The sequence below is a fragment of the Massilia cavernae genome (assembly GCF_003590855.1).
Lineage (GTDB): Bacteria > Pseudomonadota > Gammaproteobacteria > Burkholderiales > Burkholderiaceae_D > Telluria_A > Telluria_A cavernae.
The window spans coordinates 72,097-99,052 of record NZ_QYUP01000149.1 but is presented as its reverse complement, the minus strand read 5'-3'; the positions used below and the strand labels follow the sequence as shown (position 1 = coordinate 99,052).

At 64.2% G+C, this 26,956-nt stretch carries 28 protein-coding genes; 14 read left to right on the top strand and 14 right to left on the bottom strand.

Annotated features, from left to right (window positions below; translation table 11 throughout):
• The 4 genes from D3872_RS20120 to D3872_RS20105 all read right to left on the bottom strand — a co-directional run.
• A partial coding sequence (locus tag D3872_RS20120; RefSeq protein WP_119812483.1) for an MFS transporter occupies positions 1-1,121 on the bottom strand: 1,121 nt, incomplete at its 3' end.
• Between the two features lie 56 nt (positions 1,122-1,177).
• Positions 1,178-1,819 (bottom strand): beta-phosphoglucomutase, encoded by a 642-nt coding sequence (gene pgmB / locus D3872_RS20115; RefSeq protein ID WP_119812482.1) that lies wholly within the window; start codon positions 1,817-1,819, stop codon positions 1,178-1,180.
• The gene (locus D3872_RS20110) at positions 1,816-4,164 is read right to left on the bottom strand and encodes a glycoside hydrolase family 65 protein (RefSeq protein WP_119812481.1); all 2,349 of its coding nucleotides are present in this window, start codon (positions 4,162-4,164) and stop codon (positions 1,816-1,818) included. The genes pgmB and D3872_RS20110 overlap by 4 nt, the downstream gene beginning before the upstream one ends.
• Positions 4,165-4,251: 87 nt before the next feature.
• A complete protein-coding gene (locus tag D3872_RS20105; protein ID WP_229459436.1) occupies positions 4,252-5,238 on the bottom strand; it encodes a LacI family DNA-binding transcriptional regulator in 987 nt (328 codons plus the stop codon).
• A 331-nt stretch (positions 5,239-5,569) separates the two neighbouring features.
• Between D3872_RS20105 and D3872_RS20100 the strand changes: the two genes are divergently transcribed.
• The 9 genes from D3872_RS20100 (at position 5,570) to D3872_RS20060 (ending at position 16,734) form a co-directional block, all read left to right on the top strand.
• The gene (locus D3872_RS20100; protein ID WP_119812479.1) at positions 5,570-8,014 is read left to right on the top strand and encodes a TonB-dependent receptor; all 2,445 of its coding nucleotides are present in this window, start codon (positions 5,570-5,572) and stop codon (positions 8,012-8,014) included.
• Positions 8,015-8,112: 98 nt separating this feature from the next.
• A complete protein-coding gene (locus D3872_RS20095; RefSeq protein ID WP_229459435.1) occupies positions 8,113-9,114 on the top strand; it encodes a glucokinase in 1,002 nt (333 codons plus the stop codon).
• An 83-nt stretch (positions 9,115-9,197) separates the two neighbouring features.
• Complete coding sequence (locus D3872_RS20090; protein ID WP_119812477.1) at positions 9,198-9,851, top strand: PepSY-associated TM helix domain-containing protein; 654 nt, start codon at positions 9,198-9,200, stop codon at positions 9,849-9,851.
• A gap of 21 nt (positions 9,852-9,872) precedes the next feature.
• Positions 9,873-10,388: a DUF2271 domain-containing protein gene (locus D3872_RS20085; RefSeq protein WP_119812476.1), complete on the top strand. Its 516-nt coding sequence runs from the start codon at positions 9,873-9,875 to the stop codon at positions 10,386-10,388.
• 14 nt (positions 10,389-10,402) lie between these two features.
• The gene (locus D3872_RS20080; RefSeq protein ID WP_119812475.1) at positions 10,403-11,221 is read left to right on the top strand and encodes a DUF4198 domain-containing protein; all 819 of its coding nucleotides are present in this window, start codon (positions 10,403-10,405) and stop codon (positions 11,219-11,221) included.
• A gap of 2 nt (positions 11,222-11,223) precedes the next feature.
• The gene (locus tag D3872_RS20075) at positions 11,224-12,225 is read left to right on the top strand and encodes an FAD:protein FMN transferase (RefSeq protein ID WP_119812474.1); all 1,002 of its coding nucleotides are present in this window, start codon (positions 11,224-11,226) and stop codon (positions 12,223-12,225) included.
• The gene (locus tag D3872_RS20070; protein ID WP_119812473.1) at positions 12,222-13,565 is read left to right on the top strand and encodes a sulfite reductase subunit alpha; all 1,344 of its coding nucleotides are present in this window, start codon (positions 12,222-12,224) and stop codon (positions 13,563-13,565) included. Before D3872_RS20075 ends, D3872_RS20070 begins: the two co-directional genes overlap by 4 nt.
• 177 nt (positions 13,566-13,742) lie before the next feature.
• The gene (locus D3872_RS20065; RefSeq protein ID WP_119812472.1) at positions 13,743-16,037 is read left to right on the top strand and encodes a catecholate siderophore receptor Fiu; all 2,295 of its coding nucleotides are present in this window, start codon (positions 13,743-13,745) and stop codon (positions 16,035-16,037) included.
• A gap of 16 nt (positions 16,038-16,053) precedes the next feature.
• Complete coding sequence (locus D3872_RS20060; protein ID WP_119812471.1) at positions 16,054-16,734, top strand: Fe2+-dependent dioxygenase; 681 nt, start codon at positions 16,054-16,056, stop codon at positions 16,732-16,734.
• Positions 16,735-16,744: 10 nt separating this feature from the next.
• Here D3872_RS20060 and D3872_RS20055 read toward each other — a convergent pair whose 3' ends face one another.
• Together D3872_RS20055 and D3872_RS20050 are read right to left on the bottom strand one after the other, a co-directional pair.
• The gene (locus D3872_RS20055; RefSeq protein ID WP_119812470.1) at positions 16,745-17,119 is read right to left on the bottom strand and encodes a four-helix bundle copper-binding protein; all 375 of its coding nucleotides are present in this window, start codon (positions 17,117-17,119) and stop codon (positions 16,745-16,747) included.
• 29 nt (positions 17,120-17,148) lie between these two features.
• A complete protein-coding gene (locus D3872_RS20050) occupies positions 17,149-17,373 on the bottom strand; it encodes a YgaP family membrane protein (protein WP_182915871.1) in 225 nt (74 codons plus the stop codon).
• A gap of 158 nt (positions 17,374-17,531) precedes the next feature.
• On the opposite strand from D3872_RS20050, the gene D3872_RS20045 reads away from it, so the two are divergent.
• The 3 genes from D3872_RS20045 (at position 17,532) to D3872_RS20035 (ending at position 18,806) form a co-directional block, all read left to right on the top strand.
• Positions 17,532-17,912, top strand: coding sequence for a BlaI/MecI/CopY family transcriptional regulator (locus D3872_RS20045; RefSeq protein WP_119812468.1), 381 nt, complete (start codon positions 17,532-17,534; stop codon positions 17,910-17,912).
• Complete coding sequence (locus tag D3872_RS20040; RefSeq protein ID WP_119812467.1) at positions 17,909-18,109, top strand: oxidoreductase-like domain-containing protein; 201 nt, start codon at positions 17,909-17,911, stop codon at positions 18,107-18,109. Before D3872_RS20045 ends, D3872_RS20040 begins: the two co-directional genes overlap by 4 nt.
• A 229-nt stretch (positions 18,110-18,338) precedes the next feature.
• The gene (locus D3872_RS20035) at positions 18,339-18,806 is read left to right on the top strand and encodes a DUF421 domain-containing protein (protein ID WP_119812466.1); all 468 of its coding nucleotides are present in this window, start codon (positions 18,339-18,341) and stop codon (positions 18,804-18,806) included.
• An 11-nt stretch (positions 18,807-18,817) separates the two neighbouring features.
• Here the strand turns inward: D3872_RS20035 and gluQRS are convergent, their stop codons facing one another.
• The gene (gluQRS, locus tag D3872_RS20030; RefSeq protein WP_119812465.1) at positions 18,818-19,720 is read right to left on the bottom strand and encodes a tRNA glutamyl-Q(34) synthetase GluQRS; all 903 of its coding nucleotides are present in this window, start codon (positions 19,718-19,720) and stop codon (positions 18,818-18,820) included.
• A gap of 22 nt (positions 19,721-19,742) precedes the next feature.
• On the bottom strand, positions 19,743-20,240 hold the full coding sequence (locus D3872_RS20025; protein ID WP_119812464.1) for a nuclear transport factor 2 family protein: 498 nt from the start codon (positions 20,238-20,240) through the stop codon (positions 19,743-19,745).
• 169 nt (positions 20,241-20,409) lie between these two features.
• On the opposite strand from D3872_RS20025, the gene D3872_RS20020 reads away from it, so the two are divergent.
• Entirely contained in the window at positions 20,410-21,219 is an 810-nt protein-coding gene (locus D3872_RS20020) for a substrate-binding periplasmic protein (protein ID WP_147373944.1), read from the top strand.
• A 53-nt stretch (positions 21,220-21,272) separates the two neighbouring features.
• Positions 21,273-21,608, top strand: a complete 336-nt coding sequence (locus tag D3872_RS20015) for a hypothetical protein (RefSeq protein ID WP_147373943.1) — start codon at positions 21,273-21,275, stop codon at positions 21,606-21,608.
• 94 nt (positions 21,609-21,702) lie between these two features.
• Here D3872_RS20015 and D3872_RS20010 read toward each other — a convergent pair whose 3' ends face one another.
• The 6 genes from D3872_RS20010 to sdhC form a co-directional block, all read right to left on the bottom strand.
• Positions 21,703-23,004 (bottom strand): citrate synthase, encoded by a 1,302-nt coding sequence (locus tag D3872_RS20010; protein WP_119812461.1) that lies wholly within the window; start codon positions 23,002-23,004, stop codon positions 21,703-21,705.
• A gap of 68 nt (positions 23,005-23,072) precedes the next feature.
• Positions 23,073-23,354: an FAD assembly factor SdhE gene (locus D3872_RS20005; protein WP_119812460.1), complete on the bottom strand. Its 282-nt coding sequence runs from the start codon at positions 23,352-23,354 to the stop codon at positions 23,073-23,075.
• Positions 23,355-23,462: 108 nt separating this feature from the next.
• Positions 23,463-24,173 carry a succinate dehydrogenase iron-sulfur subunit gene (locus D3872_RS20000; RefSeq protein ID WP_119812459.1) on the bottom strand — a complete coding sequence of 237 codons (711 nt, stop codon included), beginning with the start codon at positions 24,171-24,173 and terminating at the stop codon, positions 23,463-23,465.
• Positions 24,174-24,182: 9 nt separating this feature from the next.
• Positions 24,183-25,961 carry a succinate dehydrogenase flavoprotein subunit gene (gene sdhA / locus D3872_RS19995; protein WP_119812458.1) on the bottom strand — a complete coding sequence of 593 codons (1,779 nt, stop codon included), beginning with the start codon at positions 25,959-25,961 and terminating at the stop codon, positions 24,183-24,185.
• 2 nt (positions 25,962-25,963) lie between these two features.
• The gene (gene sdhD, locus D3872_RS19990) at positions 25,964-26,329 is read right to left on the bottom strand and encodes a succinate dehydrogenase, hydrophobic membrane anchor protein (RefSeq protein ID WP_119812457.1); all 366 of its coding nucleotides are present in this window, start codon (positions 26,327-26,329) and stop codon (positions 25,964-25,966) included.
• Entirely contained in the window at positions 26,329-26,751 is a 423-nt protein-coding gene (gene sdhC / locus D3872_RS19985; protein WP_119812456.1) for a succinate dehydrogenase, cytochrome b556 subunit, read from the bottom strand. The genes sdhD and sdhC overlap by 1 nt, the downstream gene beginning before the upstream one ends.
• Between the last annotated feature and the right edge of the window lie 205 nt (positions 26,752-26,956).

Sequence of the window (26,956 nt, the reverse complement as noted above, 5' to 3'; positions counted from 1 at the left end):
ACGTAGCCGGTAATGAAGGAACCGGTGGTGCCGCCCAGCGCCGAAAAGATCACCAGCAAGCCCGTCATCGCGGAATGCTGGTTCTTCGGCAGTGAGCTGAGCATGACCGAATTGATGCCCGGGTATACCGGCGCCATGAACAGGCCGATCAGCGGGAACAGGAACACGGCCAGCGGCGCGCTGGCCCAGGTCACGTCGGCGCCGATGGCCAGGTCGCGGGTCAGCGGCAGCGCAAGCAGGACCATCGCCGCCATCCCGATCACGCAGGCGTTCATGACCGGATACCAGTGCACGCGGCGCATCACCACACCGGCCGACAGACGCCCCAGCGCGAGGCAGGCCGCGAAGATGCTGGTGACTTCCACGCTCATCGCCGCCGGCAGCCTGAGGATCTCGTTGTTGAAGGTCGGCAGCCAGGTCCCCACGCTTTGCTCGACCAGCACATACAGGAAGGCGGTGATGACGAACACGCAGATCAGCGGCTTGAAGAACAGCTTGAGCATCGCGGTGAAGTCGTCCCAGCGGCTGCGCCCTTCCGGCAGCGCGGCGGTGCTCTCGTCGAACGGGGTGGCCAGCACCAGCGCGAAGGTCGCGGCGCACAGGCCGGCCAGTACCCAGTACACCTGCAGCCAGCCGTGCGACTTCGGGTTGGCCGAATCGATGAAGTGGGCGAAGATCCAGTAGGCGCTCAGCACCCCGACCATGAACACTCCTTCCAGCGTATTCATCAGGCCCGCATGGTGGCGGCGGTCGGTGGCGACCAGGCCCAGGGTGGAGTACACCGACACCTTCACCAGCGCGAACGCGATGCCCACGCACATGAACAGCAGCTTTGTGGTCAGGAAGGACGGTGCCAGCGGCATGGCGGCGCAGGCGCAGGTGACCAGTGCCAGCGCCGCCAGCATGGCGTTGCGGTAGCCGATGCGCGGCAGGAACGAAGCCACCAAAAAGGACACCACCGCGATCGGCAGGTCCTTGAAGGCCTCCAGCACGCTGGCGCCGGATTTGCTGACGTCGTAGGTGTTGATCACCTGGAGGATCACGGTCCCGACGCTGTTCAGCAGGATCGCAAACACAAAGTAGATCAAGAAAAGGGCAAGCATGATGCGCTGGGTTTTCACACGGTCTCCTGGATTTCTGGTTTTTATATGTGGGCGCTACTTCATCAAGGCTGCTGCTAATAGTCCTCGAGGCGGAACTGGTCGAGTCCCGGGATGACGCGGTCGGCCTGGGTCAGTACGGCGGGGCTGCCGACGCCGAGCGCGTACATGCCGGCGGCCTTGATCGAGGCCACGCCGGCCACCGCGTCTTCCACGCCAAGGCAGTCGGCAGGCGCCACGCCGAGGCGTTCGGCAGCCGTGAGGAAGATCTCCGGGTGCGGCTTGCCCTGTTTGACTGTCGCCGCATCGACCACGTAGTCGAAGCGGTCGCGGATGCCAAGGTGCTCCAGCACGGTGAAGGCATTCTTGCTGACCGAGGCCAGGCCGATGCGCAGCCCGGCGGCGCGCACGGCGGCCAGTGCATCGACAGCGCCGGGCAGCAGGTCGGCGGCCGACATCGTCGAGATCAGTTCCTGGTAATGGCGGTTCTTGGCGTCCGCCATCTCGAGCTTCTCCTGCGCGGAGAAGGCTCGCGCCGCGCCGGCCAGGATCAGCTCGAGCGATCCCACGCGGTCGACGCCCTTCAGCTGCTCGTTGAACTCCTGGTCGAAATGCACGCCGGCCGATTCGGCCAGCCGCTTCCAGGCCAGGTAGTGATAGTGGGCGGTGTCGGTGATGACGCCGTCGAGGTCGAAGATGACTGCCTTGAACCTGCTCATGCTGCGTGCTTCCGGTCGATGCGGGCCGATGGCGCCGCGCTGGTCAATGAAATGGTGCGGCCGTGGTGCGCGAACTGGAGCGCTTCGCCGTTCATCAGCGTGTATTCGGCAGCCCCCTGCTCCACCCGGATGCGCAGCAACGCGCCGCGGATGTGAACCTGGAACTGGTAGTGCGTCCATTTGATCGGCAGGGTCGGCGCGAAGCGCAGCTCGCCACCGGTGACGCGCATGCCGCCGAAGCCGTAGGCAACGCCCATCCAGGTGCCCGCCATCGCGGCCGTGTGCACGCCGTAGTGGGTATTGCCGTGGGTGTCGTCCAGGTCGAGGCGCGCCGTCTCCATGAAGTAGTCGTAGGCCTTGTCGTGGTAGCCGACTTCGGACGCGATGATGCTGAAGATGCACGACGACAGCGAGGAATCGTGGGTCGTCACCGCTTCGTAGTAATCGAAGTCGCGCTTCTTGTCGTCCAGCGTGAACTGGTCGGACAGCAGCAGCAGCGCCAGCACCACGTCGGCCTGCTTGCAAACCTGGTGGCGGTAGATCACCAGCGGGTGGTAATTCAGCAGCAGCGGATAGTTTTCCTTCGGCGTGGCGGCGAAGTCCCACACCTTCTTGGACAGGAAGCTGTCGTCCTGCTCGTGGATGCCGAGCGCGGCGTCGTAAGGCAGCGCCATCACGTTGGCGGCGCGGCGCCATTCGGCAGCCTCGCCTTCGTCGAGCGAGGTGGCGGAGGCGATGCGTGCGAAGTCGCCGGCGCGCTCGCTGCGGATCGTGTCCAGCATATCCGCGGCGAAGCGCAGGTGCATGCGCGCCATCGCGTTGGTGTAGTAGTTGTTGTTGACCAGCGCGGTGTACTCGTCCGGCCCGGTCACTTCGTTGATGCAGAACCGCCCGCCGCGGTCATAGCTGCCGATGCCGAGCCAGATGCGGGCCGTTTCCAGCACAATCTCTGCGCCCGCCTGCGCCATGAAATCCAGGTCGCCGGTCGCTTCGTAATACAGCTTGATCGAGTACGCGATGTCGGCGTTGATGTGGTACTGCGCGGTGCCGGCCGGGTAGTAGGCCGAGCATTCCTCGCCGGCGATGGTGCGCCATGGGTACAGCGCGCCCTTCGCGTGCGACATCTGGCGCGCCCGCTCGCGCGCCTGCGCCAGTCCGGCGTAGCGGTAGTCCAGCAGCTTGCGGGCGATTTCCGGTTTGCTGTACAAGAAAAACGGGAAGATATAGATCTCGGTGTCCCAGAAGTAGTGGCCTTCGTAGCCTTCGCCGGTGACGCCCTTGGCGGCGATGTTGGTCTTGCCGTCGCGCCCGACCGACTGCAGCAGGTGGAACTGGTTGAAGTGGATGCCTTGCTGGAGCGCGTCGTCGCCGGCGATTTCCACGTCGGCGCGGGCCCAGAAATCTGCCAGGTACGCTGCCTGGCGTGTGCACAGGGCTTCGAAGCCGTTGGCGCGCGCCTGCGCCAGCGCTTCCTGCGCCAGCGCGGCAAGCTCCTGTTTAGCGTAGTCGCGCGACGAATAATATACGCCGAATTTGGTCAGGCGCACGGTCTCGCCCTGTCCGGCATGCAGTTCGAAGGACTGTCCCGCCACTTGGCCGGCCTGGTAGGCCCGCACCTGCACGGCGCCGCAGCAGCTTACGTCGGTATCGATCGCGCTCACCAGCACGAAGCCGCTGTTGTGAGTGCGCTGGGTGATGCTCGACGTGGTGCCGCCCTGCTCCAGCGCAACCAGCCGCAGGGTCGGGCCGGACACCGCCGAACCGACACGCGGGTCGTCGCCCGCCTCCTGGTTTTTCACCGCGCCGTCCACCTGCGACACGAGCCGCAGCGGGCCCGAGAAGTTCAGCGGCGTGACGTGGTAGTCGATCGCGAACAGGTGCTTGTCGTCGAAGGCGACCACGCGGCGACTGGCCAGCGCCACGCGCTTGCCGCCCGGCGAAGTCCATTCCAGCGAGCGCGCCAGCACGCCGGTGCGGAAATCGAGCTCGCGCTTGTAGGCCGCAACGGTGCCCTGGGCCAGGTCGAAGCGTTCGTCGCCGATCCACAGTTCGATCCCCTTGGCATTCGGGACGTTGAGCATGAACTGGTTGTTCCTGGCCAGGCCGTAGGCGCCCTCGGGGTAGACGATCGGCTCCGATTCGTAGAAGCCGTTCAGGTAGGTGCCGTCCAGCGACTGGCCAGCCGGGCCGCTGTAGCCTTCCTCATGGCAGCCGCGCAGGCCGATGTAGCCGTTCCCGAGCGCGAACAGGGTCTCGTTCAGGAAGTTGTTGGCGGTATCCAGCCCGGTTTCGCACACGCGCCACGGGTCGAGGGGAAAGGTATGGTTGTGGCTCGGCTGTGGCACGGGATTTCCTTTTTTAAGGTCAAGTGGGCTCCCCTCCGGACCGCATGGGGGAGTTCTTCAAGTGGTAATTGCTGTGGATACGGTTGTTCAGGTCTGGCGCGCCACCAGTTCGGTGGGCAGCATCTCCGACGTCACTACCTCGCCGTTCACCATGCCCAGGATTTTTTTCGCCAGCAGCACGCCGCCATCGCGCAGGTACTGGTGCACGCTGGTCAGCGGCGGCACGAAGCTGGCGGCGCCCGGCGTATCGTCGTAGCCGATCACCGAGACGTCGTCCGGCACCCGCAGCCTGGTCTCGGTGAGGGCGCGGATGGCGCCCATGGCCAGCAGGTCGCTGGCGGCGAACACGCCGTCGAAGCTGCGGCCTTTCTTCACCAGCAGCGACGCGATGCTGTCGAAGCCGGCCTCGAAGGTGAAGGCCCTGGGCCGGATGATGTGCACGGTGGCCTGGCCGTCCAGCGCCTCGATGAAGCCGGCGCAGCGCTCCTTGACTTCGGCGTGGTCGACATCGCCGAGGAAGATCAAATGCCTGCGGCCTTGCCCGAGGAAGCGCCGGCCCACGCTCATGCCGCCCTTGCGGTTGTCGCTGCCCACCACGACGTACGAGCCGCCATCTTCGGGCGCGCCCCACACCACCAGCGGCAGGCCGGACTTCTGCAGCACGCGCACCGCTTCGCCGTGCGTGCCCTGGCCCAGCAGGATCATGCCGTCGGCGCCCTGCACCGGTGCGGTGTCGAGCAGCTGCTTCGAGGTCAGCACCACGCTGTAGCCGGCGGTGGTCAGCTCCTGCGTGATGCCGCCCAACAGTTCAAGCGGGTACGGGTCCGACATCGGCCGGCCTTTAATCGGCGTCATTTCGACCACCACGGCAATCGAATAGCTGCGCCGCATGCGCAGGTTGCGCGCACTGACGTTCAGGCGGTAGCCCTGTTCCTCGGCGATGCGGCGCACCTTTTCGCGCGTCTTGTCGGTGACCAGCGGGCTGGCGCGCAAGGCGCGCGACACCGTGATGGTCGACACCCCCGCTACACGGGCGATGTCCTCCATCGTCGGGCCAGCCTCGTTCGCTGGCATTCCACTTTTGTTTGCAGCCATTCAGCTCGATCCATGTTCGGTAAAACAACAATACCGGCGCATTATGCCAGATTTGCGCGCCCTGCCAACAAAAATTGTTATCGATGTCATTTTTTTTGACATCGATAACATTCTGATTGACATCGATAACATTTCTTGTTTCAATGATTCGTCTTTTTCGGTGCACCGGGGCACCAGCATAGTGCGGCGGCATGCCTGAAGCCGCGCCCGGAACACATCCAGGCAGGGACAGCAAGGCACTTCGCCAGCCGCGCAGCGCGGCTGGCCTGTCCAGGAGACGGATTTTCACACCATAACAAAGAGAGTTAACATGAAAAGTCACAAGCAGTTGATGCTGTCCTCGATCGGACTGGCAGTGCTCACCCTGGTCAGCCAGGCCCAGGCCGCCGGCCAGTCCGCCGATGCGCCGGCCGCCACCGCGCAGGATGCGGTGTCGAAGGAGATCCAGACCGTGGTCGTCACCGGTACCGCGTCGGCCAGCGGCACCCGCAAGATCGACACCAGCTTCTCGATCACCACCGCCACCGAAGAACAGCTGAAGGCCGCCTCCCCGAGCAGCACGGCGGACGTGCTCAAGCTGGTACCGGGCGTATACGCGGAAGCCACCGGCGGCCAGTCCGGCGCCAACATCGAAGTGCGCGGCTTCCCATCCGGCAGCGACTCGCCCTTCGTGTCGGTCCAGCTGAACGGCAACCCTATCTACCCGGTGCCGGTCCTGTCGTTCTTCGAAGGCTCGTCGGCATTCCGCCTTGACGACACCATCGAGCGCGTCGAAGTGCTGCGCGGCGGCCCGAGCACCATCTACTCGGTGGGCCAGCCAGGCGCCACCATGAACTTCCTGCTGAAAAAAGGCAGCGACACGCCTGAAGGAACGCTGCGCTTCACGGCCGGCACCGGCGAACTGCGCCGCGTCGACGGCTTCTTCGGCGGCAAGATCGCCGACGGCTGGTACGGCACCATCGGCGGCTTCGTGCGCGAGTCGCATGGCGTGCGCGACCCGCAGTTCAAGGCAGACGACGGCCACCAGCTGAGCGCCACCCTCACCCGCATGCTGGACGGCGGCGAAGTGACCGCCTACGTGCGCTCGACCAAGGAAAAGAATGCCTTCTACACCGGCGTGCCCCTCATCTCCAGCAACAACGGCCGCACCATCACCGAATTCCCTGGCTTCGATCCGCTCACCGGCACACTGATGAGCAACGAAATGCGCCACTTCACCATCGACGCGGCGCCCGGCAAGACCCTGTCGCGCGACCTCGCCGACGGGCGCGGCATGGACGCCACTGTGTTCGGCCTGAACTACGAACAGAACATCGGCAGCTGGGACTTCTCCAACAAGGCCAACTACTTCGATGGCGACCTGAACACGATCTCCATGTTCACCGGTAACAATCCGCTCAGCGCCGCCGCCTACCTGGCCAACGCCAACGCGGCCCACAATCCGACCGCGGCCGCGACCTCCGGCAGCATGACCTTCGTGAAGGGCGGCGCCGTCAGCCCGACCCAGCAGGTGGTGCAGGCCGGCCTGTGGTCGGTCGAGAAGCAGCTGAAGTCCTTCACCAATGAATTCCGCGCGAGCAAGGAACTTGGCAAGGACAACACCGTGACCGCAGGCTTCTATTACGCCGACTACAAGTCCAATGACGAGTGGTACCTGGGTAGCAGCCACCTGATGACCGCCACCCCGAACGCCAGCCTGATCGACGTGCGCCTGACCAACGGCGTGATCGTGTCGAACCAGGGCAAGGATGGCAATGTGTTCTACGCGCCGACCGCTTCGTACAAGGGCGACAACCTGGCGCTGTTCATCGCCGACGAGTTCAAGGTCAACGACCGCATCAAGATCGACGTCGGCGCGCGCCGCGAGAAGCAAAGCGTGCACGCACGCGTCTCCAACCTGACGTCGATGGACACGGACAACAATCCGCTGACCGTGTACAACAACGGCACCTCGATGACGACCGGCACCTTCACCAACCTGGAGCGCGACGACAGCGTCAACTCGTTCACCGCCGGCGCGCTGCTCAAGCTGTCGCCGAACGCCAGCGTGTTCGCCCGCGTCAACAAGGGCCACACCTTCATCTTCTTCGACGACATGCGCAACGCCGGCACCCAGGCCGCGTTGAACGACCGCAACGGCGTGCCGACCCCGGAAGTGTCGCAGTATGAATTTGGGTTCAAGACGGCTACGCCGCTGTACAGTGCCTACATCAACGCCTTCGTCACCGATTTCAGCGGGATCTCGTTCCAGCAGATCACCATCGGCGCGGTGCTTAACTCGGTCAGCGGCTCGAAAGGCCATGGCGTCGAATTCGAACTGGCGGTGCGCCCGATCACCAACCTGCAGGTGACCCTGACCGGCAACTACCAGAACTCGGAATACAAGGACAACCCTGCCATCGCCGGCAACGAAGTCCAGCGCCAGCCGAACCTGCAGTTCCGCCTGACCCCGAGCTACCGCATCCCGCTCGGCGACAACGCGATCAAGCTGTACGGCACCTATACCCACATCGGCGACCGCTGGGCCGACCAGGCCAACCTGTCCTACCTGCCGTCGTACAAGACCTTCGACGCCGGCATCCTGGCCACGGTGGGCGACCACTGGGAATTCCGCCTGGCCGGCACCAACCTGAGCAACGAGCTTGGCCTGACCGAAGGCAATTCGCGCCTGACCGGCGCGCAAAGCAGCGGCCCGATCAATGCACGTCCGATCTTCGGCCGCGCGGTCGAAGCCTCGGTGCTGTACCGCTTCTAAGTTAAATCTCAAGGTCCCTGTCCGCAGGGATTGGGCAAGGCGCTCTCGCCTTGCCTTTTTTCAACTTCACTTCTTCCATCATGCATGCTGATTTCCTGATGTCCCGCGCGGCCGAAGCGCGTCCGAGGCCGTCCCTGCTGGCCGATATCGGCGGTACCAATGCGCGCTTCGCGCTTGAAGTGGCGCCCGGCCAGCTGGAGTGCATCCGGGTGCTGCCGTGCGCCGGCTTCGCGACCTTGCAGGACGCCCTGCGCGCCTACCTCGCCCTGCCGGAAGCCGCAGCCTGGGAAACGCCATGGGACGCCGCGATCGCCGTCGCCAATCCCGTCAACGGCGACCTGCTGCGGATGACCAACCACCACTGGCAGTTTTCCATCGAGGCGGTGCGGCGCGAGTTCGGCTTCGCGCGCTTTGGCGTGATCAACGACTTCAAGGCGCTGGCCCTGGCACTGCCCCACTTGGCGCCCGGCAACCTGCGCCAGGTCGGCGGCGGCCAGGCTGCCGACGCCGGCACGATCGGCCTGCTGGGCGCCGGCACGGGTCTCGGTGTGTCCGGCCTGGTGCCGTCGAAAGGGGGCTGGGAAGCCCTCGACAGCGAAGGCGGCCACGTGAGTTTCGCGCCCGCCAGCGAGCGCGAAATAGCTGTCCTGCGTTTCGCCTGGCGCGAGTTCCCCCACGTGTCGGCCGAACGGCTGATGTCCGGCAGCGGCCTGGTGCTGGTGTACCGCGCCCTTGCCGAGCGCGCGGGGCTGCCGGCGCAGGCCCATTCGCCGGCCGACGTCATCGCGCTGGCGTTGTCCGGGGAGTGCGCGGTGTGCGCCGGGGCCGTGGACTGTTTTTGCGAGATGCTGGGCACCATCGCCGGTAACCTTGCTGTGACGCTGGGTGCGATCGGCGGCATCTACATCGGCGGCGGCATCGTCCCGCGCCTGGGCAGCGCCTTCGACGGCTCGGGCTTCCGCACCCGCTTCGAGCAGAAGGGCCGCTTCGCCGGCTACCTGGCCACGATCCCCACGTTTGTGATTACCGCTGAGTATCCCTGCTTCGCCGGCGTGGCGGCGTGGCTGCGCTCCAGCGCCGGGGTTGGCAGCATAATGTAGTTGTATTGACTTCAATAGTCGTTGACGATGTAAATGAGAATCGTTACTATTTGCATTAACGAGCTCTTCCCAACAACGACCGCATGCCCGCATCCAATCCGACCGACCGTCCAGCCCTGCCCGGCGCCGGCCGCGCCATCTGGCTCAAGACTTTGCACCAGTGGCACTGGATCAGTGCCGCCATGTGCCTGCTCGGCATGCTGATGTTCAGCGCCACCGGCTTCACGCTCAATCACGCGGCGCAGATCGAGGCCAAGCCGCAGGTCACCAGCAGCAAGGCCGAACTGCCCGCGCCGCTGCGCACCCGCATGGAGCAGTCGGCCGAACAGCACGCCGACGCCAGCGCCCCGCTGCCGCCCGCCGTCGAAGGCTGGGTACGCACCACTTTCGGCATCGACGTCGACGGCGTCAATGCCGAATGGAGCCCTGAAGACGCCTACGTGCCGCTGCCACGCCCCGGTGGCGACGCGTGGCTGCGCATCGGCGTCGACGGCGCCGCCGAGTATGAAGTGACCTCGCGCGGCGCGATCTCGTGGCTGAACGACCTGCACAAGGGCCGCAACACCGGCCCTGTGTGGAGCTGGTTCATCGACATCTTCGCGATCGCCTGCCTGGCGTTTTCCATCACCGGCTTCCTGATCCTGAAACTGCACGCGGCCAACCGCCCCTCGACCTGGCCTGTAGTGGGCTTCGGCATCATCGCGCCGGTCCTGATCGCCATCCTCTTCATCCATTAACCCACCCTGTCAGATCGCCCCATGAAATTACAACACACGCTGGCCCTCACGCTTCCAATGCTCAGCAGCTGGGCCGTCGGCGCCGAACTCGCAGTCAAGTTCGAGATTCCGCAGCTGAACGTCGCCGAATACCACCGCCCGTATGTCGCCATCTGGCTCGAACGCGCCGACCAGAGCGTCGCCTCGAACCTGGCCGTGCTGTACGACGTGAAGAAGAAGGACAACGGTGGCCTGAAATGGGTCAAGGACCTGCGCACCTGGTGGCGCAAGGCCGGCCGCGAGCTCGACCTGCCGGTCGACGGCGTCAGCGGCGCAACCCGCGCCACCGGCCAGCAGAGCATGACCTTCGGTCCGGCCCGCACCCAGGTCGACAAGCTGCCGGCCGGCGACTACAAGCTGGTGATCGAGGCGGCGCGTGAAGCGGGCGGCCGCGAACTGGTGCGCGTTCCGCTGACGCTGCCGCTCAAGCCGGGCCAGTCGTTCAGCGCCAGCGGCAAGGAAGAACTGGGCGCGGTCAGCGTCCAGGTGTCTAAATAATCGGAGCCAGAGAGATGACCAATACTAAAAATGTCCTGCTGGCCGCCGTGCTGGCCACCCTGTCGCTGCAGGCCAGCGCCCACCGCCCGTGGCTGCTGCCGACCCTGAGCACCGCCGACGGCAAGGAGCCGGTGGTGCTGATCGACGGCGCCGTGTCCGAAAACCTGTTCGACTTCGACCACATGGCGATGAAGCTGGACGGCGTGATGGTCACCGACCCGGACGGCGTGAGCACGCCCGCCCCGGCCGGAGTCACCCAAAAGTCGCGCGCCAGCTTCGAACTGAAGATGCCGAAGCCGGGCACCTATAAGGTCAGCACCTCGAACGTGACGATGATGGCCAGCTGGAAGGAAGGCGGCGAGACCCGCCGCTTCCGCGGCTCCGAGGAGGCATTCAAGAAGGACGTGCCGGCCAACGCGGTGGAACTGCAATCGGGCTCGCAGCATGCGCGCATCGAGACCTTCGTCAGCGCCAACAAGTCGAGCAACGGCGCGCTGAAGCCGAGCGGCGTCGGACTTGAAATGGTGCCGGTCACCCACCCGAACGAGCTGCGCGCTGGCGAAACCGCCACCTGGCGCTTCACCCTCGACGGCAAGCCGCTGGCGAACTTCCCGTTCTCGTTGGTCCCGGGCGGCGTGCGCCACCGCGGCGTGCTGGGCGAGATCCGCCTGTCCACCGACGCCAACGGCCAGGCCAGCGTCAAGCTGCCTGACGGCGGCTGGTACTGGATGAGCGCGAGCTATCCGGCCGGTCTGGCCAAGGGCGCACAGCCACCGGGCCCGAATCCGCGCCGCTACAGCTACACGGCATCGCTGGAAGTCCTGCCAGAGTAAGCATGCGCAGCGTCCTCGTTCCCCTTGCAATCTCCGGCGAGTTGCCTCCGGCGTCGCACCGCGTGATCGACATGTCCGGCGGCACCATGGGCACCATGTGGTCGGTGAAGGCGGTCGTGCCCCCGCGCGGCTTGAGCAAGATCGAGGACCAGCTGGAGAAGGAACTGGACCAGGTGGTGGCCCAGATGAGCCACTGGGAACCTGAGTCGAACCTCAGCCAGTTCAATAACGCCGGCGCCGGCAGCTCGCAGCGCGTGCCGGACGCCTTCGCCAAAGTGCTGGCCTATGCCCTGTGGGTGCGCGAGGCCAGCGGCGGCGCCTACGATCCGTGCGCGGGCGCGCTGGTCAACCTGTGGGGCTTCGGCGCCAAACGGCGCTATGACCAGCCCGAGTTCTTCGTGCCGTCGGACCAGGCGATCGAGGCGCTGGTGGCACGCCGCGACGGCGACCGCATCGAATTCGACCCGGCGCAAAAGCGCTTGCTGCAGCCGGGCGGCGTGCAGCTCGACCTGTCGTCGGTGGCGAAAGGCTTCGCGGTCGACCAGCTGGCGCGCCGGCTCGAGGCGGGCGGCATCAGCCACTACCTGATTGAAGTCGGCGGCGAGCTGCGCGGCTCCGGCATGAAGCCGGACGGCCAGCCATGGTGGGTGGCGCTCGAAGGCGTGCCGGGCACGCACAGCGGCGAAGTCATCGTCGCGCTGCACGGGCTGTCGGTGGCCACCTCGGGCGACTACCGCCAGCACTTCCGCCACAACGAGCGGCGCGCGTCGCACACGCTCGACCCGCGCACCGGCTACCCGATCCGCAACCAGGTCGCCTCGGTGACCGTCCTCCACGAGGAATGCATGGCGGCCGACGCGCTGTCGACCGCGATGTCGGTACTCGGCCCCGAAGAAGGGCTGGCATTCGCCGAGCAGCACCAGCTGGCCGCGCGCTTCCTGCTGCGCGCGGCCGGCGAACTTACCGAAATCACTTCCAGCGCATTCCGCGCAATGCTGCAATGATCACCATCGACCCGGTGCGCTGGGCCGGTGCGGCCCTGCTGCTGTCTTCCTACGCCGGCATGTGCCTGGCCGTCGTGTGCGCCGTGCGCAAGCGCAGCGCCGATGCAGGCGGCGGCGAGGCCGACTGGCTGGTGGCCCACGCCAGCCAGACCGGCACCGGTGAATACCTGGCGCAGCAAACCGCCGACACCCTGCGCGCCGCCGGGCTGGCCGCGCGCAGCATCAGCGTGGAAGACCTGGACGACGCCACGCTGCGGTCGGCCACCCGCATCCTGTTCATCGCCAGCACCTATGGCGAAGGCGACCCGCCCGACAGCGGCGCGCGCTTTGCCAGCCGGCTCGCCCGCGCCACCGCCCAGCTGTCGCAGCTGCACTTCGGCGTGATGGCGCTGGGCGACAGCACCTATTCCAATTACTGCGGCTTCGGCCGCTGGCTCGACCAGGCCTTGCAGGCGCGCGGCGCCCAGCCGCTGTTCGGGCGTATCGAGGTCGACCGCGGCGCCGGTCCCGGCATCGCCGAATGGCAGCATCACCTCAGCCACCTGGCCGGTACCGCCGACGCGCCGGACTGGGTGGCGCCCGCCTACGAACCCTGGCGCATCGCCGAACGCAAGCTGGTCAACCCCGGCAGCGCGGGCGCGCCGGTGTTCCACCTGTCGTTGGTGCCGGCCGCCGGCGCCCTGCCCGCATGGGAAGCGGGCGACCTGGTCCAGCTCAGCCCTCCGTCCGACCCGGACTATCCGCGCGAATATTCGATCGCGTCGGCTGCGGCCGACGGCCGCCTCGACCTGCTGGTGCGCCTGCACGTGCGCGACGACGGCAGCGATGGCGCGGCCTCGGGCTGGCTGTGCCAGGGCGCGACGGCGCAGGACACGCTGGCCCTGCGCGTGCGCCCGCATACCCGCTTCCGCCTCGGCGCCAACGCCACGCGGCCCCTCATCCTGATCGGGAACGGCACCGGCATCGCCGGGCTGCGCGCCCACCTGCGCGCCCGCATCGCCAACGGCGACACGCGCAACTGGCTGCTGTTCGGCGAGCGCAACGAGGCCCGCGACTTCTTCTTCCGGCAGGAGATCGAAACGTGGCGCCGCGAAGGTTCGCTGGAATGCCTTGTCCTCGCCTTCTCGCGCGACCATGCCGGCCCGCGCTACGTGCAGGATGCGCTGTCCCTGCACGCGGAGCAACTGCGAACCTGGGTAGAGCAGGATGCGGCCATCTACGTCTGCGGCAGCCTGCAGGGCATGGCCTCGGGCGTGCACCAGGTGCTGGTCGATGCGCTCGGCGCCGCCGCGGTGGAAGCGCTCGAGGCCGAAGGACGCTATCGGCGCGACGTCTATTAAGCGAAGACGTTGCCAAATCGCACATCTTGAATGCGATTGATAACGATTCTCATTTACTCATTGCGAATAAATCCTTACAATCCTGCCACCACCCGTAAATCGCAAGCCATCTGTAGCCAGCCTCTCCCGAGTCCATGCGTGCAGTAGCCAGCGCAACCATCGACAGAAGAAAAGCACATGGCAATCAAGAGTCGCAAGCACGCACAGACCCATTTCAACCAGCACATCCACACCGCCATCGCAGCCATGCTGCTGCCGGTCGCGGCGCACGCCGCCGACGGCGCACCGGCAGCGCCGGACCAGCAGTCGCGCACGATGCATGAAGTCGTCGTCAACGGCGCTGCCGAGAACGAATTCAAGGCGGAGAAGGCATCGTCGCCGAAATACACGGAAGAACTGGTCAATACCGCACAGACCATCACGGTCATCAAGAAGGAACTGATCCAGCAACAAGGCGCGGTCACGCTGACCGAAGCGCTGCGCAACACGCCAGGCGTGGGCACCTTCTTCCTGGGCGAGAACGGCAACACCACCACCGGCGACTCGATTTACATGCGCGGCTTCGATTCGTCGAGCAGCATCTACGTCGACGGCGTGCGCGACATCGGCTCGATCTCGCGCGACGTCTTCAACATCGAACAGATCGACGTGCTGAAGGGCCCTGCGGGCACCGACAACGGCCGCGCCTCGCCAACCGGCTCAGTCAACCTGGTGACCAAGCAGGCCTCGCTGGAAAACGCGTTCACCGGCAGCGTGACCGTCGGCAGCGGTAGCCAGAAGCGCGCCACCGCCGACCTGAACCAGGCGATCGATGCCGCCAAGGGCAGCGCCTTCCGCCTGAACGTGCTGGCGCAGGACAGCGGCAACCCGGCCCGCGACGTGGTCAAGAACAAGCGCTGGGCAGTGGCGCCGTCGCTGACCTTCGGCCTGAACGGCCCTACCCGCGCTTACTTCAACCTGCTGCACGTGGACCAGGACAACGTGCCCGACGGCGGCGTGCCGACCGTCGGCCTGCCTGGCTACTCCAGCCCCGATCCGAAGCGCCCGTTCATCACCGCAGCCAAGCCGGTCGACCCGCAAGGCTTCTACGGCTCGGACACCGACTTCGACAAGGTCAAGGCCGACATGTTCACCGTGCGCCTGGAGCATGACTTCTCGAAGACCCTGCGCGTGCAGAACACCACGCGCTACGGCAAAACCGACCAGAACTACCTGCTGACCGCGTTCATGGGCAACACCGCCAACCTGCTGACGCCCGACCCGGCCAACCCGAACACCTGGACGCTGGCCCGCACCACCCGCACCGTCAAGGACCAGCAGAACAAGATCCTGACCAACCAGAGCGTTGTGACCGCCGACTTCGGCACCGGCGCGATCAGCCACACCCTGGTCGCTGGCCTGGAACTGACCGCCGAAGAACAGCGCAACGTGGGCTACACTGGCCTCGGCACCCTGCTGCCTGCCCCCCTGTACCCGCCGAATCCGTCGCTGCCGGTCACCGGCCTGAATCCGCGTCCGAACGGCGTGGCCAGCAAAGCCCAGGTCGACACCCAGAGCCTGTACGTGTTCGACACGCTTCGCCTTGGCGACAAGTGGATCATCAACGCCGGCGTGCGCGCCGACCGCTTCAAGGTCGACTACGACAGCATGGTGTTGACCACCGCAACGAGCCACCCTACCCGGCCTGTCGGTACCTTGGTACCGCTCGACTTGGGTGTGAGCGACACGCTGGTCAACGGCAAGCTGTCGGCACTGTACAAGCCGACTCCGGACAGCAGCGTGTATGCGCTGGTGGCCACGTCGAAGCAGCCGCCCGGCACCAACCTGGTGCTGTCCGGATCGGCCAACAACGCATCGAACCCGAAATTCGTGCCGCAGGATTCCACCACCGCCGAAATCGGCACCAAGTGGGACTTCCTGAAGAAGAAGGTCACCGTGTCCGTTGCCGCCTACCGCACCACCGTCAAGAACGAAGTGGAACAAGACCCGGTCGACCTGCAGTACTACCAGACCGGCCGCAAGCGCGTGCAAGGCATCGAGCTGGGCGTGACCGGACAGGTGGCGCGCAACTGGCTGGTGAGCGCAGGCTATACCCGCATGGATACCGAAGTGGAATCGGGCAAGGTTGTGACTGCCAGCGGCATCAACAACCTGAGCTACACGCCAAAGCAGGCCTTCACCGGCTGGACCGCGTACACCCTGCCTAACGGCATCAAGCTGGGCGGCGGTGCACGCTTCGTCGACGAGCTGCTGCGTGGCACCGACAGCGCCATCGGCACACCGAAGTTTGTCGATTCGTACTGGGTGGTTGACGCGATGGCCGCGTACAACGTCAGCAAGAATGTCGAGCTGCAGCTGAACGTGTACAACCTGAGCGATGAGCGTTATATTGCTGCGATCAACAAGAGCGGCTACCGCTACACGCCTGGTGCGCCGCGTTCGGCCAGCCTGACCGCCAACATCCGCTTCTAAGAAAGTAGCCTACGCCATGATGCAGCACATCCCCCAGGTACTGACCCTCGAGCAGGTCGCCGCTATGCGCCATGCGCTGGGGCGGGCCGACTGGGTGGATGGGCGCGGCACGGTTGGCGCGCAAGGCGCCCAGGTCAAGCAGAACCGCCAGCTGCCGGAGAACAGCCCGGTGGCGCGCGATCTTGGCCAGGCAGTCCTTGCCGCGCTGGCCGCCAATCCCCTTTACTTTGCGGCGGTGCTGCCGCTGCGCACCGTGCCGCCGCTGTTCAACAGCTACGCCGGCGGCGAACATTACGGCGCGCACGTGGACGGCGCCGTGCGCCAGGTGGCGGGCAGCGCCCTGCCGCTGCGGACCGACGTGTCGTGTACCCTGTTCCTGTCCGATCCGGAAGAGTACGACGGCGGCGAACTGAACGTCATCGATACCTACGGCGAGCACGAAGTCAAGCTGCCGGCGGGCGACATGATCGTCTACCCGTCGTCCAGCGTGCACAAGGTGCAGCCTGTGACCCGCGGCGAACGCGTGTGCTCGTTCTTCTGGGTCCAGAGCATGGTGCGCGCCGACGCGCGCCGCAGCATGCTGCTCGAACTCGACCAGAACATCCAAAGCTTGCGCGCCCGCCTCGGCGATTGCGCCGAACTGGTGGGCCTAACCTCCCACTACCACAACCTGCTCCGCCAATGGGCGGAGACCTGACGCCCGCTTCCTATTGCGCTTTGGAGCCTTCAGCCTCCACGCTGGCCGGCGGCGCCATGCCGCAGGTGCGCCTGCACTCCTCCACGCAGCGCCGGCAGGCTTTCGCACATTCCTGGCAGTGAACGGCCTGGTGCTTGCCGCATTCGTCTGCGCACGAATCGCACACATCGGCGCACATCTGGCACACCGCGACGGCGAATTCGCTGCCGCGCGCCATGTAGGATGAGGCCATGCGGCAGAGCTGGGCGCAGTCGATGTCCAGTGCGATGCACTGGGCCATCATACTGACGTCCTCTTCCTTGAGGCAGGCTGCGGAACAGTAGTCGCACGCGTCCGCACAGGCATCGCATGCGTCCATGCATGCCTTGAATTCCTGAAATGCCATAAACTACCCTTCCATTGTTGCGGACCCGGCTACTTGATGATGGGCGTCTCCCGTCCGCTGCTATCGATGCCGAACAGCGTATTTATCGGGCAGTAACCTATCCCCGCCGTGACGGCAAAATATGCCGCGAAAATCCAGCATACCGCCTTCCAGACTGTCTCAAGGTCGCCAAAGATCGCAAGACCGGCCAGGATGATGGCACCTCCGATGCGAACCACACGGTCCACACCGCCAACGTTACTTTCGAGATTCATGGAAGCCTCCCGTCTAAAAAACGCGCCCGGCCACACGATGCAGGGCGCGTTAACCATAAGACTTGCGGCGGGGGCAAGAAGTTCGTGGAATATCGCTGCCCTAGACATTCCAGTCTAGATCATTTATTCTAGGTTCAACCCCGACTCACCCCGCCACCATGACTTCCCCTGCTCCCGTCCCCAAGCCGACCGCCGCCGAACTGGAAATGCTGCGCCTGCTGTGGCAGCTCGGTCCGGCCACGGCGCGGCAGGTGCACGAGTCCGCCGTCGCCACGCGCCCGGACATGGCCTATGCGACCGTGCTGCGCCTGCTGCAGGTGATGCACGCCAAGGGTCTGCTGACACGCGACGAAAGCCAGAAGGCGCACGTGTACGCGCCGGCCCAGCCGCAGGACACCTGGCAAACCAGCCTGATCAAGGAACTGATCCACAAGGCCTTCGCCGGTTCCGGCAAGGACCTGATCCTGGCCGCGCTGCGTGGCCACGTCAGCGAACGCGAGCGCGCTGAGATCCAGGCCATCCTCGACAAGGAAAAGTGAAGCGCGTCCGCACCGCCAAGGCCGCTGTGGTGGCCGATCCGCCGCCGCCGGAACCGGTGCAGCCGGCGCTGGAAGACTGCTGCCGCAGCGGATGCACGCCCTGCGTGTTCGACTTGTATGAGGATGCGATGGAGCACTATCGCAAGGAATTGGCGGCATGGCGGCTGCGGCATCCGGCGGCGGCTTCCGGCGGGTAAGGAACTTGTTCTGCGCGTCCCGACAGTAATCGTCCCCAAAGAAGCGAACATGATCCCCAACCCGACGCATCCAGCCTACCGCAACGTCAACCTCTCGATTCTCAGGCAATTTGCATTCGATCTTCGAATGACTCGGTGAACCCACCTGACTTAGCGTGTTGGCATACCTATTTACAATATGAAAAGATAGGCCGGTCGCAATCCTGTCCGTTTATCGCAAAGGATCAACATGTTCGACATGTCACTCGACTGGTGGGAGTTCGTCGTCCGCGGGGCGATTGTCTACCTTGTCCTGCTGGGGATGATGCGAGTATCGGGGCGCCGAACCGTCGGCCAGTTCACGCCCTTCGACCTGCTGGTGGTCATGCTGCTGAGTGAATCGGTGTCGAACGCGCTGACCGGGGGCGACCAGTCGGTCGGTGGCGGCCTGATCGTCGCGGCCGTACTCGTCGCGCTGAACATGCTGATGGCCTTCCTGTCGGCGCACAGCAAGAAAATGGACAAGATGCTCGACGGCACCGCGGTGCTGCTCGGACGTCATGGCTTCTTCTACGAAGACGTCATCAAGAAATGCCGCCTGTCGGACGCGGAAGTCGAGGAAGCGATGCGCGAGGCCGACTGCAAACGGGAAGAAATGGAGTATGCGTTCCTCGAGGCGGATGGCCATATCACAGTGCTGAAAAAGCGCGAGTCTTAAGCGGCGCCGGACTACCGGACGCCACGCTCGCTTAGCAATTCCGACCAGGCCGGCACGGCCTTTTGCCAAAACTCGCTGATGCTTGCCGCACCGGCGACGTCCAGCCCAAGGAAGCCGGCTGCACGCTGCAGTTCGGCCAGGGCGGCCTGCGCGTCACCCGGCGCAACCGCCACGGCGCCAGTCTGCTTGGACAGCTTCTCGCCAAGTTCATTGCGCACAACGGGCACGTGAAGGTAGCGCGGCGTGGGGACGCCCAGCAGGCGCTGCAGATAGATCTGGCGCGGGGTCGAGTCGATCAGGTCGGTGCCGCGCACTACGTCGGTAACGCCCTGCTCCGCATCGTCGACGACCACCGCCAGCTGGTAGGCCCAGAAGCCGTCGGCGCGCTTGAGCACAAAGTCGCCCGACTCGGTGGCGAGGTGCTGAGTGACGGTGCCGGCGAAGCGGTCGGTGAATGACACTGTTTCACCGTCCGCGCCGGCGTCAGGCACGCGCACGCGCAGGCTGCGGGCGGTTCGTCCGGGGGCCAGGCCGTGCCGGCACGTACCCGGATAAATCGCCGAGCCGTCGGGAGCGAGGCCCAGGCGCGAGTCGGCGATCTCGCGGCGGTTGCAGCCGCATGGATAAGTGTGGGCGGCGATCTTGTCGGCGGCTTCCTGGTAGAGCTGCTTGCGCGCGCTTTGCCAGACCACCTCGCCGTCCGGGTGCATGCCCAGCGTCGCCAGCAGGTGCAGGATGCCTTCGGCTGCACCGGGAACGGTGCGGCCTTCGTCGATGTCCTCGATGCGGACCAGCCATGTGCCATGGTGGGCGCGCGCGTCGAGATAGCTGGCGACCGCCGCCACCAGCGAGCCCGCATGCAGCGGGCCGGTGGGCGATGGCGCGAAGCGTCCGACGTATGGGCGGGTGTGCATGGGCGTTTGCTGGCAATGCGCCTTACTTCTTCGTGGCAGGCTGCGCCTCGTGTTCCTTGATCAGCTGGGTCACCTTGTCGGCCACGTCATTCGGCACGGCGATCGACAGCTGGTAATGCTGGATCTCGAAACCCTTGCCGGTATTGCGGATCACGCCGCTGGCCTGGCAGATGCCCATCTGGGTGTTCAGCAGTTCGTCGAACCAGATGAACTTGCGGTCTTCGGACATGTACACGTTGCGCTTGATGGCGGTGAATGCCCACGCCTTCTTGCGGTCGAAGAAGCGCTTGGCCCAGGCCTTGAACTCGTCGCGAGTCCACAGCTCGGTCTTGTCGGTGCCGATGTAGATGCCGTCCTTCGCCATCTTGTCGAAGTAGGCCAGGCGCGCATGGGCGGCGTCGTCGTGCCACTCGTCGACAAAGGCGTTGACCTTCTGCCGCGTCTCGGCCGCGGAGGGCGTCGCTGCGACGGCGGCAAAGGCGAACAGGCAGAGGAAAGCGGACACGATCAGTTTCTTCATTTGCGTTTTCTCGTCGGTGTTTGTCTGGGTCTATCGGTGCGGCACGCGTGCCGCGGCCAGCGGTGAAGCGCAAGCGATTGTACACAATGGCGCGGGACGGCCACGACATATCTTGCCAATCACCCAACCCGGCAGACTATAATTGCTGGTCTATTTTCTGGCGTTCGCGATGCGTTTCGTTCTTACCCTTTCCACGCTTGCACTGCTTGCGGCAGCAGGCCAGGCCAGCGCCGCCTGCACGCCGATGCTGTTCGGGTACATGGACCAGCACCGCCCGCCCTACTACCATGGTACCGGCCCCGAAGAATCCAGGCCGCGCGGCGCGGGCATCGACCTCGTGCACGAAATTGCCGCCAGCGCCAACTGCCCGCTCAGGACGACGCGGCTGCCGCTGGCCCGCTTGCGCGCCGCCGCGCAATTGGGCGTCCTCGATGCGATCCCGCTCGAGGCCACCCAGGCCGATCTCGAGAATTACGCGCTGCCGGTAGATGCGCGCGGCAAGCTCGATCCTGCCAAGGCGCTTCGGCTGCATATCGTGGTCTACGTACGCGCCGGCGACGCGATCCTGAAGGACGCCGAACCGGCGCAGGCGCTTCGCCAGCGACGGCTCGGCATCAATCACGCGGTACCGATGGTGGCCCCGCTGCGCAACCTTGGTTTCAAGATCGACGACGGTGGCGTCAACCCGGCGCGCAACCTGGAAAAGCTGGTACGCAACCGGATCGATGGATATGCCGTTTCCGTATCGGCGCTCGGGGACATGGACGCATGGGTTGCGAGGAACTTCGGCAAAGCAGTCATGCGCCTCGATAAGCCGATTGTTACGCACCACATTTGGGTTGCCGTGAACAAGGACTATTTTGCGCGCAACCGTCCGCACGTGGAGACCATGTGGAACTGGTTGGCGGAAAACGGCCAGGGCAGGTTTAGCAAACTGATCAAGAAGTATGAAAAGCAGTCCGCGGCAAGCGGCATTTGAACGGGCTCCGGCGGCCTTGCCTCGGAGCCCCCCTCTACACGAAAGACCATCAAATGAATCAATCCTTACCACTCGCCAGCAAGCTGCAGCTTCGTCTCATGAGCCGGCTGGCGTGGCCTGCATTGTTCCTGCTGACCGGAGTACCTGCGCTGTTCAGGTTCGCGGCTACCGGGGCAGTAAGCGAGCTGTTGACCGGAGCGGGCTTTGTGCTGTTTTCGATCAGCGCATTCTTCGCGCCGCTGACGCCGGAATGGCGGATGTCGGCGCGGCTCACACAGGAGGCGGCTATCGGGCCGCGGAAGCTGCATCGCGTCGTTGAGATCGTTTGCTTGCTGAGCGTCGCGGTCGGCCTTGGCATGCGTGTGTTTAATGTCTTGCAGACCATGTAGCACTCAATCGAACAATCGAACGGTGCCCTGGCGTCAGTCCAGGCCAACAAAAAAGCGAGCCGAGGCTCGCTTTTTTGTTGGCGTCGAAACGGGATTAGCGCTTGTCGATCGCTGGTACGTCGCGTGGGGTCGAGCCGATGAACAGCTGGCGCGGACGGCCGATCTTCTGTTCCGGGTCGGCGATCATTTCGTTCCACTGGGCGATCCAGCCGATGGTGCGAGCCATCGCGAAGATACCGGTGAACAGCGAGACCGGAATGCCCAGTGCCGACTGTACGATACCCGAGTAGAAGTCGACGTTCGGGTACAGCTTGCGCGATACGAAGTATTCGTCTTCCAGCGCGATCTTTTCCAGTGCCATGGCCAGCTTGAACAGCGGGTCGTCCTGCAGGCCCAGCTCTTGCAGCACTTCGTGGCAGGTTTCGCGCATCAGCTTGGCACGCGGGTCGAAGTTCTTGTACACGCGGTGACCGAAGCCCATCAGCTTGACGCCGGAGTTCTTGTCTTTCACCTTTTCGATGAACGCCGGGATGTTTTCAACCGAGCCGATTTCCTTCAGCATGGTCAGTGCCGCTTCGTTGGCGCCGCCGTGGGCAGGGCCCCACAGGCAGGCGATACCGGCTGCGATACATGCGAACGGGTTGGCGCCCGAGGAGCCGGCCAGGCGGACGGTCGAGGTCGACGCGTTCTGTTCGTGGTCCGCGTGCAGGATCAGGATGCGGTCGAGCGCGCGTACCAGCACGTCGTTGACCTGGTACTCTTCGCACGGATTACCGAACATCATGCGCATGAAGTTGGCGCTGTACGACAGGTCGTTGCGTGGGTACACGAACGGCTGGCCGACCGAGTACTTGTAGGCCATCGCGACCAGCGTAGGCATCTTGGCGATCAGGCGGATTGCCGATACTTCGCGGTGATGCGGGTCGTTGATGTCGAGCGAGTCGTGGTAGAACGATGCCAGCGCACCGACGGTACCAACCAGTACCGACATCGGGTGCGCATCGCGGCGGAAGCCGCGGAAGAAGAACTGCATCTGCTCGTGGACCATCGTGTGCTTGGTCACGGTGTCCGAGAACTTCGCTTTCTGTGCCGCGTTCGGCAGTTCGCCGTTCAGCAGCAGGTAGCAGGTTTCGAGGAAGTCGCAGTTGACCGCCAGCTGTTCGATCGGGTAGCCGCGGTACAGCAGCTCGCCCTTGTCGCCATCGATGTAGGTGATCGACGAGTTGCATGCCGCCGTCGACATGAAGCCTGGGTCGTAGGTGAACTTGCCGGTCTGGGCGTACAGCTTGCGGATGTCGATGACGTCCGGGCCTACCGTACCCTTGTAGATCGGCATGTCGATGGCTTGGCTGCCATCGGAGAACGACAGGGTAGCTTTGTTATCAGAGATGTTCATGGCACTTCCTTCTTGGGAGGTGAGTCTACAAAATAAAAATCAACACAATTCTCGTATGCCGGTGCGGCTCAGGCTTGCCGCAGGCGTGCCAGCAAGGCGCGCACATGCGGCACGTCAAGCTCGCCTTCCGGTTCCGCACGCCCCAGGATCAGGTCCATCAGGGGATTGTCCGCCAGGTCGAGCAAACGTGTCAGCGCATCGACCTCTTCATCCGTGAGCTGTTCTTCATGCGCATCGAGGAAGCGCGTGAGGATGAGATCATTTTCAAGCAGGCCGCGGCGGCTGCGCCAGCGCAGGCGCGCCCGGTTCGCGGGATCGGATTGATGCGAGGTCACACTAGAGTCTGTCATTGGGTCAACACTATACTCCGCCTGCAACAAATCGGCAGTACGGTACTTCTACTGTATTGTCGCGGCGCACGGCAGCGGCAAGCGATTCACGCCTGCCGCCTACCCGGCTTAAATCGCGCGGCGGACCATCAGTTCCTTGATCTTGCCGATCGCCTTGTTCGGGTTCAGACCCTTCGGGCAAACATCGACGCAGTTCATGATCGAGTGGCAACGGAACAGGCGGTACGGGTCTTCCAGGTTGTCCAGGCGCTCGCCGGTGGCTTCGTCGCGGCTGTCGGCGATGAAGCGGTAGGCTTGCAGCAGGCCGGCAGGACCGACGAACTTGTCCGGATTCCACCAGAACGACGGGCACGAGGTCGAACAGCACGCGCACAGGATGCACTCGTACAGGCCGTCGAGCTCGTCGCGCTCGGCCGGGGTCTGCAGGCGCTCTTTTTCAGGCGGGATCGAGTCGTTCACCAGGTAAGGCTTGATCGAGTCGTACTGCTTGAAGAACTGGGTCATGTCGACGATCAGGTCGCGGATCACCGGCAGGCCTGGCAGAGGACGCAGCACGATTGGCTGGGTCAGCTCGTTCAGGTTGGTGGTGCAGGCCAGGCCGTTCTTGCCGTTGATGTTCATCGCGTCCGAACCGCACACGCCTTCGCGGCACGAACGGCGCAGGCTCAGGGTGTCGTCCACGTCCGACTTGATGCGCTGCAGCGCGTCCAGCAGCATCTTGTCGGTGTCTTGCAGTTCCACCGTCACGTCCTGCATGTACGGCTTGGTGTCACGGTCCGGATCGTAACGGTAAATTTTCAGTTTTACGGTGCGTGTCATGTTCTGACCTTAGAAAGTACGTGGTTTCGGCTTGAAGGTGTCGACCGTCAGCGGTTTGGTGATCACAGGCTTGTATTCGAGGCGGTTGCCTTCGCTGAACCACAAGGTGTGCTTCATCCAGGTTTCGTCGTCGCGCGCAGGGTAGTCGCTGTGCGCGTGCGCGCCGCGCGATTCCTTGCGTGCCACCGCCGAGGTGATGGTCGCTTTCGCCGTTTCGATCAGGTTGTCCAGTTCCAGCGCTTCGACGCGCGCGGTGTTGAACACCTTCGACTTGTCCTTGAACGAGACGTGCTTGCGGCGTTCGTCGAGGACCATGATTTCCTTCACGCCCTGCTCCAGCAGCGCATCGGTACGGAACACGCCGCAGTACTTCTGCATCGTGGCGCGGATGTCGTTGGCGACGCCCTGTACTTTTTCCGAACCGGTCGAAGTCTCGAGGCGGTTCAGGCGCTCCATTGCGTAGTCGGACGCGTCTTTCGGCAGCGGCTTGTTCGACTTCTGCTTCAGGTTCGATGCAACCACGTGGTTGCCGGCCGCGCGGCCGAACACCACCAGGTCGAGCAGCGAGTTGGTGCCCAGGCGGTTCGCGCCGTGCACCGATACGCAGGCGCATTCGCCGATCGCGTACATGCCGTTGACCACTTCAACCGGATTGCCGTTCTTCGGCGCGACAACCTGGCCGTAGATGTTGGTCGGGATACCGCCCATCTGGTAGTGAATGGTCGGCACGACAGGAATCGGTTCCTTGGTCGCGTCGACGTTGGCGAACTTGTGGCCGATTTCCAGGATCGACGGCAGGCGCTTGGCGATGGTGTCGGCGCCGATGTGGCGCAGGTCCAGCAGCACGTGGTCCTTGTTCGGACCGCAGCCGCGGCCTTCCTTGATTTCCTGGTCCATCGAGCGCGATACGAAGTCGCGCGGCGCCAGGTCTTTCAGGGTTGGCGCATAGCGCTCCATGAAGCGTTCGCCGTTGCTGTTGATGAGGATACCGCCCTCGCCGCGCACGCCTTCGGTGATCAGTACGCCCGCGCCGGCCACGCCGGTCGGGTGGAACTGCCAGAACTCCATGTCCTGCAGCGGCAGGCCGGCACGTGCCGCCATGCCGGTACCGTCGCCGGTGTTGATGAAGGCGTTGGTCGATGCGGCGAAGATGCGGCCTGCGCCGCCGGTTGCGAAGATGGTGGTCTTCGCTTCCAGGATCATGCATTCGCCGGTTTCCATTTCGAGCGCAACCACGCCAACCACGTCGCCTTCAGCGTCGCGGATGATGTCGATCGCCATCCACTCGACAAAGAAGTGGGTGCGTGCGCGCACGTTGCGCTGGTACAGGGTGTGCAGCAGCGCGTGGCCGGTACGGTCGGCCGCCGCGCATGCGCGCTGGACTGGCTTCTCGCCGAAGTTGGCGGTGTGGCCGCCGAACGGACGCTGGTAGATGGTACCGTCTGGGTTGCGGTCGAACGGCATGCCGAAGTGTTCGAGCTCGTAGACGACCTTCGGCGCTTCGCGGCACATGAATTCGATCGCATCCTGGTCGCCCAGGTAGTCGCCGCCCTTGACGGTGTCGAACATGTGCCAGTACCAGTCGTCCTCGCTCATGTTGCCGAGGGACGCGCCGATGCCGCCCTGCGCCGCAACGGTGTGCGAGCGGGTTGGGAATACTTTCGACAGCACGGCCACATTCAGGCCGGCTTCGGCCAGCTGCAGGGACGCGCGCATGCCGGAGCCGCCGGCGCCGACGATTACCGCGTCGAAGCGGCGGGTAGGGATTGCAGTTTTAATTGCTGCCACGATTACACACTCCAGATAATTTGAACGGTCCAGGCAGCGCAGGCGACCAGCCACAGGATGGTTGCGATTTGCAGCGTCAGGCGAATGCCGACCGGCTTGACGTAGTCCATCCAGATGTCACGCATGCCGACCCACGCGTGATAAAACAGCGCGGCAAAGGTCACCAGCGTGAACAGCTTGAACCACTGTTGGGCGAACAGACCGGCCCAGCCTTCATAGGTGAAGTTCTGGCCGGTGAGGAAGGTGGCCAGCAGGATCACGGTGTAGAGCGCCATCACGATCGCGGTGATGCGCTGTGCCAGCCAGTCCTTGAATCCGTAGTGGGCGCCGACGACGAGGCGCTTCGGTCCGACGTTATTCTTTGCCATCAAAATACTCCAAACAGTTTGAGACCTGCCAGCGCTGTCAGTACCAGGCTGATGCCCAGCACGCCGACGGCGGACTGGCGCGACGAATCCTTCTCGATCATCACGTGCATGTCCATGAACAGGTGGCGCACGCCGGCGCAGAAGTGGTGCATATAGCCCCAGATCAGGCCCAGCAGGATCAATTTAACGAGGGGATTGGAGAGGATGCCGGCGAAATGCGCGAAGGTCATTTCAGAACTGATTGACAGCTGCAGCAGGTACAGCATGAATGGCAGCAGCAGGAACATCAATGCGCCGCTGACGCGGTGCAGGATCGACACGTACGCTGCCGGCGTCATGCGGTAATTCATCAAATCGGTAACATGGATGTTACTGAAGTGTGGCCGCTCTTTTCTTGGCACTTCTTTCACGGCTTCGGACATAACAAGACCTCCCCTTAAGACAAAACTAATAGTGAACCCGCAATTTTCGCCTATTTTCGCGCGCTGCACCAATATCTAAATCTTAATGAGCGACAAAACCGACAACAATGCAGCAAACACCTACCAATTACTACAAAAATTACTACATAGTTACTACATAACAACGTATCTTAACCGCAACGCATAATCTCTGCCGGAGGAGGCG

Excerpts from the sequence above, each read along its gene's own strand:
- pgmB (WP_119812482.1), bottom strand. The coding sequence starts at position 1,819 with ATGAGCAGGTTCAAGGCAGTCATCTTCGACCTCGACGGCGTCATCACC.
- D3872_RS20105 (WP_229459436.1), bottom strand. The coding sequence starts at position 5,238 with ATGCCAGCGAACGAGGCTGGCCCGACGATGGAGGACATCGCCCGTGTA.
- D3872_RS20100 (WP_119812479.1), top strand. The coding sequence starts at position 5,570 with ATGAAAAGTCACAAGCAGTTGATGCTGTCCTCGATCGGACTGGCAGTG.
- D3872_RS20095 (WP_229459435.1), top strand. The coding sequence starts at position 8,113 with ATGTCCCGCGCGGCCGAAGCGCGTCCGAGGCCGTCCCTGCTGGCCGAT.
- D3872_RS20090 (WP_119812477.1), top strand. The coding sequence starts at position 9,198 with ATGCCCGCATCCAATCCGACCGACCGTCCAGCCCTGCCCGGCGCCGGC.
- D3872_RS20085 (WP_119812476.1), top strand. The coding sequence starts at position 9,873 with ATGAAATTACAACACACGCTGGCCCTCACGCTTCCAATGCTCAGCAGC.
- D3872_RS20080 (WP_119812475.1), top strand. The coding sequence starts at position 10,403 with ATGACCAATACTAAAAATGTCCTGCTGGCCGCCGTGCTGGCCACCCTG.
- D3872_RS20075 (WP_119812474.1), top strand. The coding sequence starts at position 11,224 with ATGCGCAGCGTCCTCGTTCCCCTTGCAATCTCCGGCGAGTTGCCTCCG.
- D3872_RS20070 (WP_119812473.1), top strand. The coding sequence starts at position 12,222 with ATGATCACCATCGACCCGGTGCGCTGGGCCGGTGCGGCCCTGCTGCTG.
- D3872_RS20065 (WP_119812472.1), top strand. The coding sequence starts at position 13,743 with ATGGCAATCAAGAGTCGCAAGCACGCACAGACCCATTTCAACCAGCAC.
- D3872_RS20060 (WP_119812471.1), top strand. The coding sequence starts at position 16,054 with ATGATGCAGCACATCCCCCAGGTACTGACCCTCGAGCAGGTCGCCGCT.
- D3872_RS20055 (WP_119812470.1), bottom strand. The coding sequence starts at position 17,119 with ATGGCATTTCAGGAATTCAAGGCATGCATGGACGCATGCGATGCCTGT.
- D3872_RS20050 (WP_182915871.1), bottom strand. The coding sequence starts at position 17,373 with ATGAATCTCGAAAGTAACGTTGGCGGTGTGGACCGTGTGGTTCGCATC.
- D3872_RS20045 (WP_119812468.1), top strand. The coding sequence starts at position 17,532 with ATGACTTCCCCTGCTCCCGTCCCCAAGCCGACCGCCGCCGAACTGGAA.
- D3872_RS20035 (WP_119812466.1), top strand. The coding sequence starts at position 18,339 with ATGTTCGACATGTCACTCGACTGGTGGGAGTTCGTCGTCCGCGGGGCG.
- gluQRS (WP_119812465.1), bottom strand. The coding sequence starts at position 19,720 with ATGCACACCCGCCCATACGTCGGACGCTTCGCGCCATCGCCCACCGGC.
- D3872_RS20025 (WP_119812464.1), bottom strand. The coding sequence starts at position 20,240 with ATGAAGAAACTGATCGTGTCCGCTTTCCTCTGCCTGTTCGCCTTTGCC.
- D3872_RS20020 (WP_147373944.1), top strand. The coding sequence starts at position 20,410 with ATGCGTTTCGTTCTTACCCTTTCCACGCTTGCACTGCTTGCGGCAGCA.
- D3872_RS20015 (WP_147373943.1), top strand. The coding sequence starts at position 21,273 with ATGAATCAATCCTTACCACTCGCCAGCAAGCTGCAGCTTCGTCTCATG.
- D3872_RS20010 (WP_119812461.1), bottom strand. The coding sequence starts at position 23,004 with ATGAACATCTCTGATAACAAAGCTACCCTGTCGTTCTCCGATGGCAGC.
- D3872_RS20005 (WP_119812460.1), bottom strand. The coding sequence starts at position 23,354 with ATGACAGACTCTAGTGTGACCTCGCATCAATCCGATCCCGCGAACCGG.
- D3872_RS20000 (WP_119812459.1), bottom strand. The coding sequence starts at position 24,173 with ATGACACGCACCGTAAAACTGAAAATTTACCGTTACGATCCGGACCGT.
- sdhD (WP_119812457.1), bottom strand. The coding sequence starts at position 26,329 with ATGGCAAAGAATAACGTCGGACCGAAGCGCCTCGTCGTCGGCGCCCAC.
- sdhC (WP_119812456.1), bottom strand. The coding sequence starts at position 26,751 with ATGTCCGAAGCCGTGAAAGAAGTGCCAAGAAAAGAGCGGCCACACTTC.